The following is a 16,214-nucleotide window of genomic DNA, read 5'->3' as shown; positions in this document are numbered from 1 at the left end:
TCCTACTTTTTCTAATTAAGGGAGTATCCGAAAAAAATACTTTTCTACTTGAAAAATATATTATCTGCCAATATTAAGCATCACAAGTAATTTAGAATTGGTAGATAGACCTGTAATCTAATATTGTTTAAATTATGCTGTTCTAGTTAAAAAATATAATTGCTATGATGTTTTTGAATTAAGATAAAACCACATCAATAGCAAAAAATAAGTACTCAGCAAAACTTAGGAACAAATTAATATTTAGTAGATTTTTTGAGTCACATTTTTTGCTAAAAAACAGCAATATTTGATACAAGTTAGATTTTTCAAAAACTGATATTCATTACAACTTCAAATAAAAATAATAGAGAGAATGGGGGCAGAAGAAAAACCTGTTAATTTGCGCTCGGAGACGAATAATGGTATCGATGTCTACGACCGGCAAGGCCCACGAAGAGAACGTTCAACATCGGCTAACTATACAAACTGTAGAAATTGCCCCTAACACAACGGCGATTCGCTCTCTTGACTGGGATCGCGATCGCTTTGATATCGAATTCGGACTGCAAAACGGTACAACCTATAATTCATATCTAATTAGGGGCGAACAAACAGTTTTGATTGATACTTCTCACCAGAAGTTTCGCGATCTGTATTTAGAGACTCTCAAAGGTCTTGTTAACCCCAAAACAATTGATTACATAATTGTTAGTCACACAGAGCCAGACCATAGCGGCTTAGTAGAAGATGTCCTCCAGTTAGCTCCTAGAGCTACCGTCTTAGCCTCAAAAGTTGCACTTCAGTTTTTGGAAGGTTTGGTTCACGATCCCTTCTCCAAGCGGGTTGTGAAAACTGGCGATCGCATCGATATCGGCAAAGGGCACGAAATGGAATTCGTGAGTGCGCCTAACCTGCACTGGCCGGATACAATCTTTAGCTTTGACCGCAAAACCCAAATTCTCTACACCTGTGATGCTTTTGGGATGCACTTCTGTGACGATCGCACCTTTGACGAAGATTTAGAAGCGATCGAAGCTGACTTTAGATTTTACTACGACTGCTTGATGGGTCCTAACGCTCGTTCGTTGCTGAATGCGATGAAGCGGATGGGCGATCTCGGAAAGATTAATATTATCGCCAATGGTCACGGCCCCCTATTATACCACCATTTAGATGTGCTGACCGGGTGTTACGAAAATTGGAGCCAAAAACAAGCGAAAGCAGAAACCACAGTTGGGTTGTTTTTTGTCTCAGAATATGGATATGGCGAACGCCTTGGTCACGCAATTGCTGAAGGTATCCTGAAAACTGGCGTTGGCGTAGAAGTACTGGATCTGAGTACTGCTGAAAGCCAAGAAATTCAAGAACTAGCCGGGAGAGCAGCTGGGATCATTATCGGGATGCCCCCAACTACCTCCGCTGCCGCCCAAGCTAGTATCAGTTCGGTGCTAGCTGTCGCCAAGAACAAGCAATTTCTTGGGCTGTTTGAATGTTACGGTGGGGATGATGAACCCATTGATACACTCCGCAGACAATTCCTTGACTCTGGCATCAAAGAAGCTTTCCCACCCATTCGGATTAAAGAGACTCCCAGCGCATCAACATTCCAGTTGTGTGAAGAAGCGGGTAAAGACATCGGACAATTGCTAGTGCGCGATCGCAACATCAAGCAAATCAAGTCCCTTGATGTCAACATGGAAAAGGCGCTGGGTCGCATTAGTAGTGGACTGTATATAGTCACTACAAAAAAAGATAATGTCTCAAGTGCAATGCTGGCATCCTGGGTAACGCAAGCGAGTTTGCAACCATTAGGATTCACAATTGCCGTTGCCAAAGACCGCGCCATTGATTCCTTAATGCAAGTAGGCGATCGCTTCGTCCTCAACGTTTTGGAAGAAGGCAATTATCAAGAACTCAAGAAACACTTCCTCAAGCGCTTGCATCCTGGTGCTGACCGCTTTGCAGGAGTGAAAACTCAAACCGCGAAAAACGGTTCGCCGATTCTAACTGATGCTCTGGCATACATGGAATGTGAAATACAGACCAGTATGGAATGCAGCGACCACTGGGTTTTATACTGCACCGTCCAAGAAGGTCGTGTCTCCAAAAACGATGGATTGACAGCCGTTCGCCATCGCAAAGTAGGTAATTACTACTAAGAAAAAGGCAAGAGGTAACAGGTGACAGGGGACAGAAAAGAAAACTATCCCCTGTTTCCTATGATCCATACCCTATAACCTATTCCCTGCTCTTTATTCCCTATTCCCTAACTTTACCCAACAGCTATGACCAATTCCAAGCCACGCGACGTACAAGTTTTACCAATTGCTACCAATACTAAAGCTATCAGAGCGCGTAGTTGGTCACGTCTGCGGTTTGAAATTGAATACGCACTTGAAAGAGGTACTACTTCCAATTGCTATTTAATTGAAGCTGATAAAACCGCACTTATCGATCCACCGCCAGAAAGCTTTACCGAAATTTATTTAGAAGCATTGCGGCAGACTTTAGATTTGCAACATTTGGATTATATAATTCTGGGTCATTTTAGTCCCAATCGAGTTGCAACCCTCAAAGCAATTTTAGAACTAGCGCCACAGGTAACTTTTGTCTGTTCTCTTCCTGGTGCGAACAATTTGCGTGCTGCTTTTTTAGAGCAAGATTTAAATGTCTTGGTGATGCGGGGGAAAGAAACTCTGGATTTAGGTAAGGGTCATGTTTTGAAATTCCTACCCACTCCCAGTCCGCGTTGGCCGGAAGGACTTTGTACCTACGATCGGCAAACCCAAATTCTCTACACAGATAAGTTATTTGCAACTCATCTCTGTGGTGATGAAGTGTTTGATGATAATTGGGAAGCGCTTAAAGAAGACCAGCGTTACTACTTTAACTGCCTAATGGCTCCCCAAATTCCTCATGTGCAAGCAGCTTTGGAGAAAATCTCAGATTTGCAGGTGAGAATGTATGCTGTGGGACACGGGCCCTTGGTACGCACCAGCTTAATCGAACTCACCAAAGCTTATGGAGAGTGGAGCCGTTCTCACAACGATCGCGAAATTTCCGTTGCCCTACTTTACGCTTCAGCTTACGGAAATACAGCGACTTTAGCACAAGCGATCGCTCTGGGACTAACTAAAGGTGGAGTCGCAGTCAAATCGATTAACTGCGAATTTGCTACCCCTGATGAAATTCGCATCAACCTCGCACAGTCAGAGGGTTTTATCATCGGTTCTCCTACCATTGGTGGTCATGCGCCAACTCCCATTCATACTGCTTTAGGGATTGTGTTATCGAGTGGTGACAACAGCAAACTCGCTGGGGTATTTGGTTCCTACGGCTGGAGTGGCGAAGCATTTGACTTAATTGAAGGTAAACTCCGGGATGCTGGGTATCGCTTTGGCTTTGATACCCTGAAGGTGAAGTTTAAACCTGATGATGTCACTCTCAAATTCTGTGAAGAATTAGGTACAGACTTTGCTCAAGCACTGAAAAAGGCTAAAAAGGTACGCGTACCCCAACAAGCCGCGACTCCAGTGGAACAGGCTGTTGGCCGGATTGTTGGTTCCGTTTGCGTGGTGACAGCGAAACAAGGAGAAGTGTCTACCGCAATGTTAGGCGCTTGGGTTTCTCAAGCTACCTTTAATCCACCGGGAATAACAGTGGCGATCGCTAAAGAGCGAGCGATCGAATCTTTGATGTATCCAGGCGGTAAGTTTGCCTTAAATATTCTACCTGAAGGCAATCATCAAGACTACATGAAACATTTCCGTAAATCTTTCGCGCCTGGGGAAGATCGATTTGCTAACTTTAGTACAGCAGTTGCAGATAACGGCTGTACTATCCTCACTGATTCTCTAGCATATTTGGAATGCTCAGTCAACCAACGTCTAGAATGTGGAGATCATTGGGTTGTATATGCAACTGTGGACGAAGGGAAATTACTCAAGCCTGATGCTGTGACTGCCATCAACCATCGGAAAACAGGCACTCATTATTAGATACAACGAAATCGCCTTAGCTCGAATATAGCTAAGGCGTTTGATGAGAAAATTCTCTTTTTTCTGGGATGGCCATCTTGCCCATCCCAGTTTTTTATGCTTATGGACTTCTAATTAAAAAATATCCCGTTGTAGGAGCGCAAGGCCTTGTGCTCCTACAAATCTATAAATAATTTGGGATAATTTATTTTTTGCAAGTCCCTTCTTAAAGGGTCATTCTAATATGTCCCAAACTTAAAGGATGAAATTAGTCGCGGCGATCGTTGACAATCCACTCAGTTGAATTTCTAAATCTGCGAGTATGTTACCATCACCATTGATCTCTGCCTGAACGAATAGATTGCTACCACTTGTAAAGTAGCGTACTTCGCCAGCAGATCCAGTGAAGGCAGCAGTACCAATAAATTTAAAAGCTTGATTGCCCAAAATTGATAGTTCAGAATCTATTGCCGACAAATCGATCTTGTCAAACCCTGATGTGAAATCTGTGAGGATATCCCGTGCCACACCTACCTGACTTTCAGAAGTACTGAAGTACTTGTAGATGTCATCGCCACCGCCGTCAGTTATTCTATCAGTACCTGCTCCACCGATAAGAATATCGTTGCCATTTCCACCATTAATCGTGTCGTTGCCACTACCAGCGTTGATGACATTATCAGCCGCACTGCCAGTAATACTGTCGTTCCCAGCACCAGTATTAACATTCTCAAAATTAATGGCCGTTTCACCCACAAAATTGGTGACTCCGGTTGTCAAGTTGAGTACATAAGCCCCACTGAAAAAAGTCAAATCCAGAGTATCAATACCAGCGCCACTATCTAAGGTATCAAGGCCAAATCCACCGTCGATTGTATCGTTGCCCAATCCACCGTTGATTTCATCGTTGCCCAATCCACCATCGATCCTATCGTTGCCGTTATTGCCGAACAGAAGATCGTTACCAGCTAAACCTGTTAGAAAGTCATTCCCATTATCACCAAGGATTACATCGTCTAAATTAGTACCTGTTGTGGTGTTATTGTCGGTTAGATTGCCATCAAAAATGTCGGTAAAAACTGCATTAGTCATGTTTTTCTTCCTTCAAAGTACTACATTAGACTACAGGGAAGATTGTGTTTTATCTATCACTGAATAAAATAATCAGTTACATAAATTTATATACAAACTTAAATACTCGTCCCTAAAAAAGAAAAAATAGTGGTCTACACTACAAACCGAGTTCAAGACTTGTGAAACGAAAGATAAGCTCGCGCAATCTTGAGAATTGCAGATTTCTAAAATACTATTGCTGATTTCGATATGGTAATGCTTTGTTTGCACTAATAGAGCGGCTGTTGCTCATGCATTGCCCAGATTATGGACAATAGAGACATTGACTGAAAGTTGTTTCTGTCGTGCGGCGAGATTCTCACGGATTCAACATCAGAGTTATAGGAGTCAAAACTAAGTGAATCCCATTGACAAACCATCTTTAGAAATCAACGCTTCGCGCCAGTTTACCGCTTGGCTGTATGAGCAAAACCTCAGTTTGTCCTTCACTACCTATCAAGCAGGGAAATTATTTTTCATTGGCTTGCAACCAAACGGCAATTTGTCTGTATTTGAACGTAGCTTTGAGCGTTGTATGGGATTGTATGCCAATGGCAACAGCCTCTATATGAGTTCACTGTACCAACTGTGGCGATTTGAAAACATTATCCAACCCGGAGAAAATCACCAAGGCTATGATGCTCTCTATTTACCCCAAATGAGTTATGTAACAGGAGATTTAGATATTCACGATATCGCTTTGAGTAAAGCAGAAAAGAAAGATTCAAATTTACAAAAACTATTATTTGTCAATACTTTATTTAGTTGTTTAGGAACAGTCAGCGAAACCCACAGTTTCGTTCCTCTATGGCAGCCAACCTTTATCAGCAAGCTAGCGGCGGAAGATAGATGTCACCTAAATGGGTTGGCAATGCAGCAAGGAAAACCCAAATACGTTACTGCTGTCAGCCAATCGGACGTAGCCGAAGGATGGCGGGACTATCGGGCAAATGGAGGCTGTGTTATTGACGTAGAAAGCAATGAAATCGTCTTGCAGGGGCTGTCTATGCCCCATTCCCCGCGTTGGCATCAGGAAAAACTTTGGCTGCTCAATTCAGGTACAGGAGAGTTTGGCTTTGCCGACTTAAAGCGGGGAGTATTTGAACCAGTCGCCTTCTGTCCGGGATATCTGCGGGGTTGTGCATTTTATGGCGACTTTGCAGTAGTGGGAATTTCCCAACCCAGGCATAACAAAACATTCAGCGGCTTGGCTTTAGACGAAAAATTGCATCAGAAAAACGTTCAGCCTCGCTGTGGATTACTAGTGATTGACTTGAAAAGTGGTGATATTGTCCATTCCTTGCGGATAGAAGGGGTGGTACTGGAATTATACGATGTGGTGACACTTTTGGGGGTACGTCGTCCAATGGCGATCGGGTTTCGCAGCGACGAAATTCGGCGGGTGGTAACGGTGGGATGAAAAGCAATTCAAAATTAAAAAAAATTAAGATCAATAGACCTCTTGCAAAACTATTTTTGCAAGAGCGGGGAAAGGGTAAAGGTTAAAGGGAAAAGGTAATTCTATTGCCGCTTTCCCCTTTACCCCTTACCCCTTACCCCACTTCTGCAAGAAGTCTAATGATGTCTAATTGAGCAATTTTTTACCTATCTAATCTCAATGGCAGCAACGGTTTTGCAATGTGGAATCAGACAAATTGTGCGTGCAATTTCAGTATTAAAGCGTAAACAACATAAATTCATTTGCTGAAATTCCGCAATTGCCACAAAGACAATAGCAAAAACGCAGGGTAGCCTTTAACTAGAAAAACAGTATTAGGTAATTCCTAGACACAACTTTTATATTATTTTTCTTGTTCTTATGACTCCAAAACACACCAAAATTAAATTTCCTCTTTGGCAGTATCTGAACCAGCCCTTATTTAGTCGGGATACTAAATTAGTATTGAATCCGCAACGCTTTGTATTGATCTGGCGTCTGCAACTTTTAGAACGTTGCTGGACTAAAGCATGTGACGCCAAAGGGCCTCAACAGCATTAGATATTTGAAAAGCTGCTGAACTCAACTAAAAGCTGACAAACTAAGCCTCGTCCACAGAACGAGGCTTTTTGCCGTCAAGTAAAGCACTGACAGTCATATCTCCCATAACATTAATCGCGGTGCGGCAGCGATCCAAAAACCAGTCTACAGTAACTAGCAAAGCGATGTACTGGGTAGGTAAGCCGACAGAAGTGAACACTAGTGTCATCGTTACCAGTCCAGCATTGGGAATATTCGCCGCACCTACGGATGCAAAAATCGAGGTAAGGATGACAATTAACTGCTGTCCTAAACTCAAATGTTGCCCAATCAGTTGGGAAATATACAACGCAGACATTGCTTCATAGAGGGCAGTGCCATCATTATTGAAATTTGCCCCAACTAATGCCCCCAAAGCAGCAGAAGATTCTCTTAAACCGACTTTTGTTTGCAAAACCTCAAAGGTTATAGGCATTGCTGCCGCAGAAGAAGAAGTTGAGAAAGCTGTCAAAAACGCATCAGAACCACCAGCGAGGAATTTTAGCGGGTGTACCCAAGAACCAAATTTTACTCTGATCAGGTAGTAACAGGCCTGCAATACCAGTGCTAACAATACGGCGACGATGAATGCACCCAAAGATTTAAATGGTGCAAAGCCCTGCATCGCAATAGTTTTGGCTACAATCCCAAAGACTGCGAACGGCACTAAAGCAATTACCCAATTGAGAACGCGGACTACTGCTTCAAATAAAATTCCGATGACATCCTCTATCGGCTGGAATCCATTCTTGCCTTGAGCGATTTGTTCAGATTTTAATGCCCGCAGAACGATGCCAAAACTTAGGGCAATCACAATCAACTGGATGACATTATTATCAACCAATGGCTTGAGAACAGCTTCCGGTACAGCATCTTTGAGTATTCCCCAAGGGTCGAGACTCTGAGGAGTTATTTCTGTACTTGTTGAGGTCGTTACATTGCCCCAAGTCCCTGGACGCAGGACATTCGCTACGAACAGTCCCACCAAAATAGCTACGGTAGTGTTGGTTAAAAGTAGCACTGCCAACCGCCGTCCGGCTGTACCAGGGATGTTGGTGGTCATTAAAGTATGCAGCACCGCTACTAAAATTAGGGGTGTAGCCAAGGCGCGGAGAGCCTTTAGTACCAATTCAGCCGGAATTGCTAAATTGTTGATTAAAGCGGCGTTGCTGGGATTGGGATTTCCAGCACCAAGAGCAATTCCGACGCTGACTGCTGCTATTAAGGCGATGAGAATTTGCAACGTGAGAGGGATACGCTGCCACCAAGGGCTAGCTTTGGTTTCAGGCGAAGTAGTTCTCTCTGTTTGACTCATTGGCTAGGTACTGGTTAACTGCTGTAACTATTAAAACAACACTAATGATAGTGATAATTCCAGAAAAAGAACAGCTTTAATTTTAGTTAAAAACTGTTAATCTAAGATTCCGTTGCTTTACAAAATCTGCCTCGAAAGGGTATACCACAAGGTAGGCCCCTAGAGATATCTTGGCTTGTGGTTGGAGATGCTTATGTCCTTTGTGCCTTTACATATTCACAGTGACTACAGTCTACTTGATGGGGCAAGTCAGCTACCAGAGTTGGTGGATCGAGCGATCGCACTGGGAATGAAAGCGATCGCCCTTACCGATCATGGTGTCATGTATGGAGCCGTCGAACTAATAAAAATCTGCCGTAGTCAAAATATTAAGCCGATTATCGGCAATGAAATGTATGTAATTAACGGTGATATTGAAAAACAAGAACGCCGTCCGAAATATCACCAAGTCGTTTTAGCTAAAAATACTAAAGGTTACAAAAATTTAGTTAAATTAACTACAATTTCTCACCTCAAGGGTGTTCAAGGTAAAGGAATTTTTTCTCGTCCTTGTATTAATAAAGATTTACTCAAACAATATCATGAAGGCTTGATTGTCACCAGCGCTTGCTTGGGTGGAGAAATTCCTCAAGCGATTCTCAGTAATAGACCAGATGCAGCCCGAAAAGTTGCTCAGTGGTATAAAGATGTATTTGGTGATGATTATTATCTAGAAATTCAAGACCACGGTTCCCAAGAAGACCGGATTGTGAATGTTGAAATCGTCAAAATTGCACGGGAACTAGGCATTAAAATTGTTGCTACCAATGATTCGCATTTTATTTCTTGTTTTGACGTTGAAGCCCACGACGCTTTGCTATGCATTCAAACTGGCAAGCTAATTATTGAAGATAAGCGGATGCGTTATAGCGGCACAGAGTATCTCAAGTCTGGTGAGGAGATGCGGCAGCTATTTCGCGACCATTTACCGGATGATGTAATTGTAGAAGCTGTAGCCACTACTGAAGAAGTCGCCGATAAAGTTGAGCCTTACCATATTATGGGTGAGCCTCAGATTCCTACACCTCCCATTCCCTCTGGTCATACTGCTGACACTTACGCCGAAGATGTTGCATGGAGTGGACTTTTAGAACGCTTAAATCGCAAGTCTCGCCAAGAAGTTGATTCCGTCTATAAAGAAAGATTGGAATACGAACTAAAAATGATTCAGCAGATGGGGTTTTCCAAATACTTTTTAGTTGTCTGGGACTACATCAAATTTGCTAGGGATAATAATATTCCTGTGGGGCCAGGTCGGGGTTCGGCGGCTGGTTCATTAGTTGCTTATGCGATGCGAATTACTAATATTGACCCTGTACATCATGGCTTACTATTCGAGCGTTTCTTGAACCCAGAACGGAAATCCATGCCTGATATTGATACGGATTTCTGTATTGAACAACGGGATAAAGTGATTGAATATGTCACTGAAAAATATGGTGCAGATAGAGTTGCTCAAATTATTACTTTTAACCGTCTAACTTCTAAAGCAGTTTTGAAAGATGTCGCCAGAGTATTAAATATTCCCTATGGGGAAGCTGACAAAATGGCGAAAATGATTCCTGTGGTGCGAGGGAAACCAACAAAACTCAAGGTGATGGTTTCTGATAAAACCCCAGAACCAGAGTTTAAAGAGAAATATGATAAAGAACCCCATGTTCGCCATTGGCTTGATATGGCAATGCGAATTGAAGGAACTAACAAAACTTTTGGTGTTCATGCCGCAGGTGTGGTAATTTCTGCCGATCCACTTGATGAAATTGTCCCACTACAGAAAAATAATGACGGTTCTGTGATAACCCAATATTTCATGGAAGACTTGGAATCAATGGGTTTATTGAAAATGGACTTTCTGGGTTTACGGAACCTAACGCTAATTCAAAAGACCGTTGATTTGATTCAAGAAACGAGAGGATATCGGGTCGATCCTGATGAAATTCCCCGCCAGGAAAGAAAAGCCCAGAAGATATTAGCCAAAGGTGAACATAGCAGTTTACCTAAAGATGTACAAAAAACTTATGAATTACTAGAAGCAGGAGAGTTAGAAGGAATATTTCAATTAGAATCTTCTGGGATGCGTCAGATCGTGCGAGATTTGAAGCCTTCTAATATAGAAGATATTTCTTCAATTTTAGCGCTTTATCGACCTGGGCCATTAGATGCAGGGCTAATTCCTAAATTTATTAAACGCAAACATGGGCAAGAAAAGATTGATTATCCGCACACTATTGTGGAACCAATATTAGACGAAACTTATGGAATTATGGTCTATCAAGAGCAAATCATGAAAATTGCTCAAGATATGGCGGGATATTCTTTAGGACAAGCTGACTTGCTGCGTCGGGCGATGGGTAAAAAGAAAGTTTCTGAGATGCAAAAGCAGCGAGAAAAATTCGTGGATGGTGCAGCTAAAAATGGCGTTCAGAAAAAAGTTGCGGATGAATTATTTGAGCAAATGTTGAAGTTTGCTGAATATTGTTTAAGCTATGACACGGAAATATTGACAGTAGAATATGGATTAATGCCGATTGGAGAAATTGTCGAAAAAGGCATTGAATGCAGTGTGTACAGTGTTGATAATAATGGAAATATTTACACGCAACCTGTGGCACAGTGGCACGATCGCGGACAACAAGAGGTATTTGAGTATTGCTTGGAAGACGGTTCAATAATTGGGGCAACAAAAGACCATAAATTTATGACTGCTGATGGTCAAATGTTGCCGATTGATGAAATATTTGAACGCGAATTGGATTTGATGCGGGTAGAGGGTTTACCGAATTGAGAAAAGGGGTAGTGGAAACCGCGTCAAATTAAAGAAGATGCGTCAATAATACCAGGGTTTGATGGGTTTTAGTCGGGGGCGTCCCGCTAACCAAATTCATTGGTTTACCAACCAGACCGCCAGGGAATAGAATTCCCTGTCTAATGATGGAAGTCCTCTAGAAGAGGACTAGAAAAAACTTGGTTTAGTTGTTGACTAGTTTTACATAGTCGTCTTCAGACGACTTTAGCTTTCAGACAGGGAATTTCATTCCCTGGCTGGGGCTGGCTGCTGCCTTCTAGCTGGCTGACGGACACTGCTAATATGATAATTTTTTCCAGCAATATGGGAAACATAAATATATGTAAGTAAATACAAAATTTAAAAAATATTATGTCCCTGTGGCGACTTTATTATCATATTGTTTGGGCAACAAAAGAACGCCAACCTCTAATTACCTCCAATAAAGAAACTGAGCTTTATAATTACATCATTGATAAATCAAATAGTTTAAATTGTATACTCCATGCCATTGGAGGTATTGAAGACCACATACATTTAGTAGTATCTATCCCGCCAACAATCGCGATTGCAGAGTTTGTGAAAAAAATTAAAGGAAGTAGTTCTCACCATTTCAACCGCAATCTTTGCCCTACATCAGAAAAATTTGCTTGGCAAGAAGGATATGGTATATTCTCTTTGGGCAGTAAGCAACTTGAGCAAGCTGTTATATATGTTCAAAATCAAAAAATAGATCATCTTAAAGGCACAGTAAATTCCTATTTAGAAAAAGCAGGCGCATAACCAAGAAAAAGCAACTGCTAATATCTACGGGCAACTCAAAGCTGATTAATTTAATCAATTTGCACCCAGAGAAAAAAGTAAGCGGAGAAAAACTAAAATAACTGATTTAGGTTTTGGTGAAGTAGAGAGCGTCATTTTGAATTTTGAATTGTTAATTGCGGTTTTCCCCAAAGGATGGTTTCTTGCTTGTAAATGGCAATTCCTGGTTTTGCTCCTTTGGGTTTGTAGACGTGTTTTGGCTGAGTGTAAACTACTGCCACTTGATCGCTTTGACGGGCGCGACTGTAATATGCAGCGAGATTAGCTACAAATTGCAAATCAGCTTCTTCTGCCACAGCACCCGGTTCTAAACGTAGTAATACATGACTCCCTGGAATTTCTTGAGCGTGGAACCAGATATCATAATCCCCAGCTACACGAAAGGTTAATTGGTCATTCTGGCGATTGTTACGACCGATTAATACTTCAAAGCCATTGGGAGTAAGGTAACGATGAAAATTGGTGCTGGGGGGTTCGTTGGCACTCCGGCTGCGGTATTCTGGATCTTCTAGATACTTTTGTCCAATTAACTCTTCACGGATTTCTTCTAAAGCTCGCAAATCTTCTGCTGTTTGGTAGTTATCTATTTGGCCAATCGCAGCTTCTACTTGTTCTAAATACTCAATTTCTGTCTGCACTTCCAATAGTAGCGGTTCCACGGCAGCACGAGCGCGTTTCAGCTTTTGGTACTGTTTGTAAAGACTTTGGGCATTTTGGACAGCATTTTTATCTGGCTGAAGTGCGATCGCAATCGGCAAATTTGTATCAAAATCAGCAAGGATAATTTCTTTCATCCCTGGTTCCCAGTTTTGCAAATGAGCCATCAATAAATCAGCTTTTTGCCGATACTCATCGGCTCGATCTGATTGCTGCAAGCGCGTCTGAAAGGTTTGAGCTTTATTGCGTAATTTCGTCAGAATATTATTCAATTTCTGACTCAACTGATGGCGCAATTGCGAAAATAACTGTTCGTTAATCTGGTTACTGTAATAATGGTTGAGTAACTCTTGGATATTTTTGACCTTTTCAACTGCACCCCAACCCATGACGGTGTAGCCATCTTTTGTCCAAGCGGGTTGAAATTCTTTGGAATCTAGGGCTTGCAGCCATTCTTGCCAACGCTCAAACAGCCGTCGCCAGTCGTCGGGGTTGAGTGTATCGGTGGATGTTTCTGGTGTGATATTTGCTTCTAGCAGCATTAACTCCAGTAGTGCAGCACTCAAGCCACTATAACTTTTGAGCAATTGCCGCTTGATTGCTCCTGGCACTAAACTTACCCGTTCTTGCCAACGTTCTTGAGATTCGCTCAAACTGGGGACAGTTCCAGTCAGTTTCGGTGGTGTTTCATAAGGTTGTCCGGTTTGGATGGGACGGACACTAGATTGTTGCTGACTGACTTGATGGGCGGCGGTGATAATTATATTGTTAGCGTCGGTGAGAATGACGTTGCTATACTTGCCCATGATTTCTGCATAGACATGATATAGGGCGCTTTCTCCAGGACGACGGGCAAATTGCAAATCAATCACACGCTCCCAAGGAGCGATCGCTTCAATCGCCACCAGTGCTAAACCACCCAATTGGTGTATTAATTGTTGGCTAAAGGTAAAGGTATCTGGCGATCGCGGTGGGGGATCGCCAATACAAATATGTGCAGCTTGGGGATGCCAAGAAATCTGTAGCCAATCTCGCTGTTGCAGGGTGCGTAATGCCATAGCAATCGTGTAGCGATCGCGCTGATAAACCTGTTCTAAGCGTGATGGTAGCCAGTTAGCGCGGATTTCGCTACAAGCAGCTGTGAGAGTGGTAAAGTCAACTGGTTGCAAAGCGATTAGTTATTAATATTCAAATGGTAGCGATCGCTATGCCTTTATTTTTGTTTAGTTAAAGCATAACAGACCTCAACTATCATAGCGGTTACTTGGTTTGCTGATAGCTGCGAATAAAAAAACGCAGAAAGTATCATAAGATTAGCTTCTGCGTTTAAGTGATAAATTCGTTTTTTATACAGTTTGTTTTTGGTGTTGAGTTTTCCAAGCTCAGGCAATCGCTGCCAAAGTTGAAGAACAATTCAGAATTCAGGAGTCAGAATTACTCTCGTGGGAAACTTAAACCCGTTCATTCAGACGCTAGCGGACTCGTTCTAAGCGTTGGCGCAGCCTCTCTAAGAGTTGCCATATCGCAGGCTTTACGCTGCACTATCCGCCAGTTTCACAGAATTTAATTCTGTAGCTTGCTTCTTTGAAAGGGTTTTGTGGCTCCTGACTCCTGAATTCTAATTTTGTTAAACCCAAAATACGATCCGAGTTACTCGCTCACCATTATCTGTTACGCAAAAGCGTTATTTAGCAACCAAAACTGGTTTTTTTGCTGTTGATTGCACTAGTTCTGTGGTTGAGTTTACTAGTTCTTTTGCTTTTGATTGCACTAGTTCGGCGGTTGAGTGTACTAGTTCTTTTGCTGTTGACGCTACTGCTTGTGGCTGCAACAGTTGGATGTAAAGTTCACTCAGTTGATTTGCGACACCATCCCAGCTAAACTTAGTTTCGACGCGTTTTCTACCAGCTTTACCCAATTCATCTCGCCATTGTGGACTTAATAGAATTCGGTCAATAGCAGCTGCAAAGGCATCTACATCTTGCGGTGGAGCCAATAAACCAGTTTCTTCATTAACTACCGTAAACTGAAGTCCACCGACATCACTAGCCACAACTGGTGTACCGCTTGCCATCGCTTCGATTGCCACTAGTCCAAAGGGTTCGTAATGACTGGGAACAACGCAAACATCAGCAGCTGCGTAATAAGTTGGCAAAATATCTTGACTCAGACGACCGGCAAAAGTGGTAAAGTCGCTCATTCCCAAATCATTGACGATTTGCTCAATGCGATCGCGCTCAATGCCGTCACTGTTACCTGGAGTACTACCACCACCAATAATTAGCTGGATATTTTTGGAGTCGCGTAGCTCAGACTGGTTTACTGCCCGCACCAACGTTTCTATACCTTTGCGTTGATCAAAACGCCCTACGTATAGTACAACTTTGGCTTCTTTGTCAATTCCCAATTCAGCCCTGGCTGCTTCTCGTACAATCGAACCAAATCGCTGAATATCTGTACCGCAGGGAATGATGTCGATATTGCCTTTTGTGGAAACTAGCGATCGCATGTGTTCCTGTTCTTGCGGACTTGTCGCTACAATTCGCTCTGCTTTTTCCAACACTTGTTTTTCTACTGCTAATCGCTGACTAGCAATCAGAGGAATATCTTCTATAATGTTATATTTTACTGCTCCTAATGAGTGGTAGGTGTGAACCTGTTTACTCTTTTGGATTTTATTTAACTCCATCCCCACCCAACTAGAGAGCCAATAGTTAGTGTGAACTAACTCGTATGTAAAATCATTTTTTACTTGAAATTTGAGGAAATTATCCACAAATTCTGGCAGATATTCAAAAATTTCATCTCGCGGCACAAACTCAAGGGGGCCAGCTTTTAAACGGATAGTTCGACAATTGTTGCTATGTTCAACTATCGAGTCTTGCTCCAGACTCACTTTGCGGGTAAACATATCAACTTGCCATCCCAGCTGCGCTAGTGCTTCACCCACATTGCGCACATAAACGTTTTGTCCCCCAGCTTCTTCTTTCCCTATTTCAATCGCTGGGTCTCCGTGGACGGAAATCAAGGCGATACGTTTTTCGGTGTTAGAGTTCATAGTTTGTGTGTTGCTGATTTTAACAAAGTTTTAGTCTGTTCCAAGCACGTGTATAGCACACTTGCCTGAATTGTTTAGGAACTTTGATTAATGTTGATTTTAATTTACTATGTCTAATTTTTTTTTACATCCTCTGTCAGAAGTATACTTTTAGATTAAATACAAATATTTAATTTCTTTAGATATAGGAAATTGTTATGTCCGTATCTCATACTTTTGATAGATAAAAATGAGATTTTTTCATTCATCTCTAGCTTTAATTTCATAGATATGGGAATAGATATGGCAATTTTAATTTGCTCTCTACCTAGAGACTAAGATCCCTAACTTCTGTGAGGATATATCTGATGAATAGGGGGTTTGACCCCACAGCATATATCAGAGCAGGAAGTCAGAATTCAGGATTCAGAGTCAAGACGCGACTCGAAAATACTCGCTAACGCTACGCT

Annotated in this window: 9 protein-coding genes and 1 pseudogene; 6 read left to right on the top strand and 4 right to left on the bottom strand. The window is 42.1% G+C overall.

Annotated features, from left to right (window positions below; genetic code table 11):
* Positions 1 to 401: 401 nt before the first annotated feature.
* Together V7K53_RS23490 and V7K53_RS23485 are read left to right on the top strand one after the other, a co-directional pair.
* Positions 402 to 2,141, top strand: coding sequence for a diflavin flavoprotein (locus V7K53_RS23490; protein WP_335199949.1), 1,740 nt, complete (start codon positions 402 to 404; stop codon positions 2,139 to 2,141).
* A 126-nt stretch (positions 2,142 to 2,267) separates the two neighbouring features.
* On the top strand, positions 2,268 to 3,980 hold the full coding sequence (locus V7K53_RS23485) for a diflavin flavoprotein (protein ID WP_335199948.1): 1,713 nt from the start codon (positions 2,268 to 2,270) through the stop codon (positions 3,978 to 3,980).
* A gap of 234 nt (positions 3,981 to 4,214) precedes the next feature.
* Here V7K53_RS23485 and V7K53_RS23480 read toward each other — a convergent pair whose 3' ends face one another.
* Positions 4,215 to 5,051: a M10 family metallopeptidase C-terminal domain-containing protein gene (locus V7K53_RS23480; RefSeq protein ID WP_335199947.1), complete on the bottom strand. Its 837-nt coding sequence runs from the start codon at positions 5,049 to 5,051 to the stop codon at positions 4,215 to 4,217.
* Positions 5,052 to 5,430: 379 nt separating this feature from the next.
* Here V7K53_RS23480 and V7K53_RS23475 point away from each other — a divergent pair, with 379 nt between their 5' ends.
* Both V7K53_RS23475 and V7K53_RS23470 read left to right on the top strand, forming a co-directional pair.
* On the top strand, positions 5,431 to 6,492 hold the full coding sequence (locus tag V7K53_RS23475) for a TIGR03032 family protein (protein ID WP_335199946.1): 1,062 nt from the start codon (positions 5,431 to 5,433) through the stop codon (positions 6,490 to 6,492).
* A gap of 399 nt (positions 6,493 to 6,891) precedes the next feature.
* Positions 6,892 to 7,071, top strand: coding sequence for a hypothetical protein (locus V7K53_RS23470; RefSeq protein WP_228013468.1), 180 nt, complete (start codon positions 6,892 to 6,894; stop codon positions 7,069 to 7,071).
* A gap of 40 nt (positions 7,072 to 7,111) precedes the next feature.
* On the opposite strand, the gene V7K53_RS23465 is transcribed toward V7K53_RS23470, so the two are convergent.
* Positions 7,112 to 8,404: a dicarboxylate/amino acid:cation symporter gene (locus tag V7K53_RS23465; protein WP_335199945.1), complete on the bottom strand. Its 1,293-nt coding sequence runs from the start codon at positions 8,402 to 8,404 to the stop codon at positions 7,112 to 7,114.
* Between the two features lie 193 nt (positions 8,405 to 8,597).
* Between V7K53_RS23465 and V7K53_RS23460 the strand changes: the two genes are divergently transcribed.
* Together V7K53_RS23460 and tnpA are read left to right on the top strand one after the other, a co-directional pair.
* Positions 8,598 to 11,228, top strand: coding sequence for a DNA polymerase III subunit alpha (locus tag V7K53_RS23460; RefSeq protein ID WP_335199944.1), 2,631 nt, complete (start codon positions 8,598 to 8,600; stop codon positions 11,226 to 11,228).
* 372 nt (positions 11,229 to 11,600) lie between these two features.
* Positions 11,601 to 12,011: an IS200/IS605 family transposase gene (tnpA, locus tag V7K53_RS23455; RefSeq protein WP_335199943.1), complete on the top strand. Its 411-nt coding sequence runs from the start codon at positions 11,601 to 11,603 to the stop codon at positions 12,009 to 12,011.
* A 131-nt stretch (positions 12,012 to 12,142) separates the two neighbouring features.
* Here tnpA and V7K53_RS23450 read toward each other — a convergent pair whose 3' ends face one another.
* Together V7K53_RS23450 and V7K53_RS23445 are read right to left on the bottom strand one after the other, a co-directional pair.
* Complete coding sequence (locus V7K53_RS23450) at positions 12,143 to 13,876, bottom strand: Rqc2 family fibronectin-binding protein (RefSeq protein WP_335199942.1); 1,734 nt, start codon at positions 13,874 to 13,876, stop codon at positions 12,143 to 12,145.
* Between the two features lie 650 nt (positions 13,877 to 14,526).
* Positions 14,527 to 15,765, bottom strand: a pseudogene (locus V7K53_RS23445) (glycosyltransferase family 4 protein); the annotation flags it as partial.
* Positions 15,766 to 16,214: the final 449 nt, after the last annotated feature.

This window comes from Nostoc sp. (genome assembly GCF_036917355.1).
In the GTDB taxonomy this organism is placed as follows: Bacteria; Cyanobacteriota; Cyanobacteriia; order Cyanobacteriales; family Nostocaceae; genus Nostoc.
This window is presented reverse-complemented; position numbering and strand designations above follow the sequence as displayed.

Bases quoted from the DNA above. Each gene is read 5' to 3' on its own strand.
- V7K53_RS23480 (WP_335199947.1), bottom strand. From the start codon at position 5,051: ATGACTAATGCAGTTTTTACCGACATTTTTGATGGCAATCTAACCGAC.
- V7K53_RS23485 (WP_335199948.1), top strand. From the start codon at position 2,268: ATGACCAATTCCAAGCCACGCGACGTACAAGTTTTACCAATTGCTACC.
- tnpA (WP_335199943.1), top strand. From the start codon at position 11,601: ATGTCCCTGTGGCGACTTTATTATCATATTGTTTGGGCAACAAAAGAA.
- V7K53_RS23470 (WP_228013468.1), top strand. From the start codon at position 6,892: ATGACTCCAAAACACACCAAAATTAAATTTCCTCTTTGGCAGTATCTG.
- V7K53_RS23490 (WP_335199949.1), top strand. From the start codon at position 402: ATGGTATCGATGTCTACGACCGGCAAGGCCCACGAAGAGAACGTTCAA.
- V7K53_RS23465 (WP_335199945.1), bottom strand. From the start codon at position 8,404: ATGAGTCAAACAGAGAGAACTACTTCGCCTGAAACCAAAGCTAGCCCT.
- V7K53_RS23460 (WP_335199944.1), top strand. From the start codon at position 8,598: ATGTCCTTTGTGCCTTTACATATTCACAGTGACTACAGTCTACTTGAT.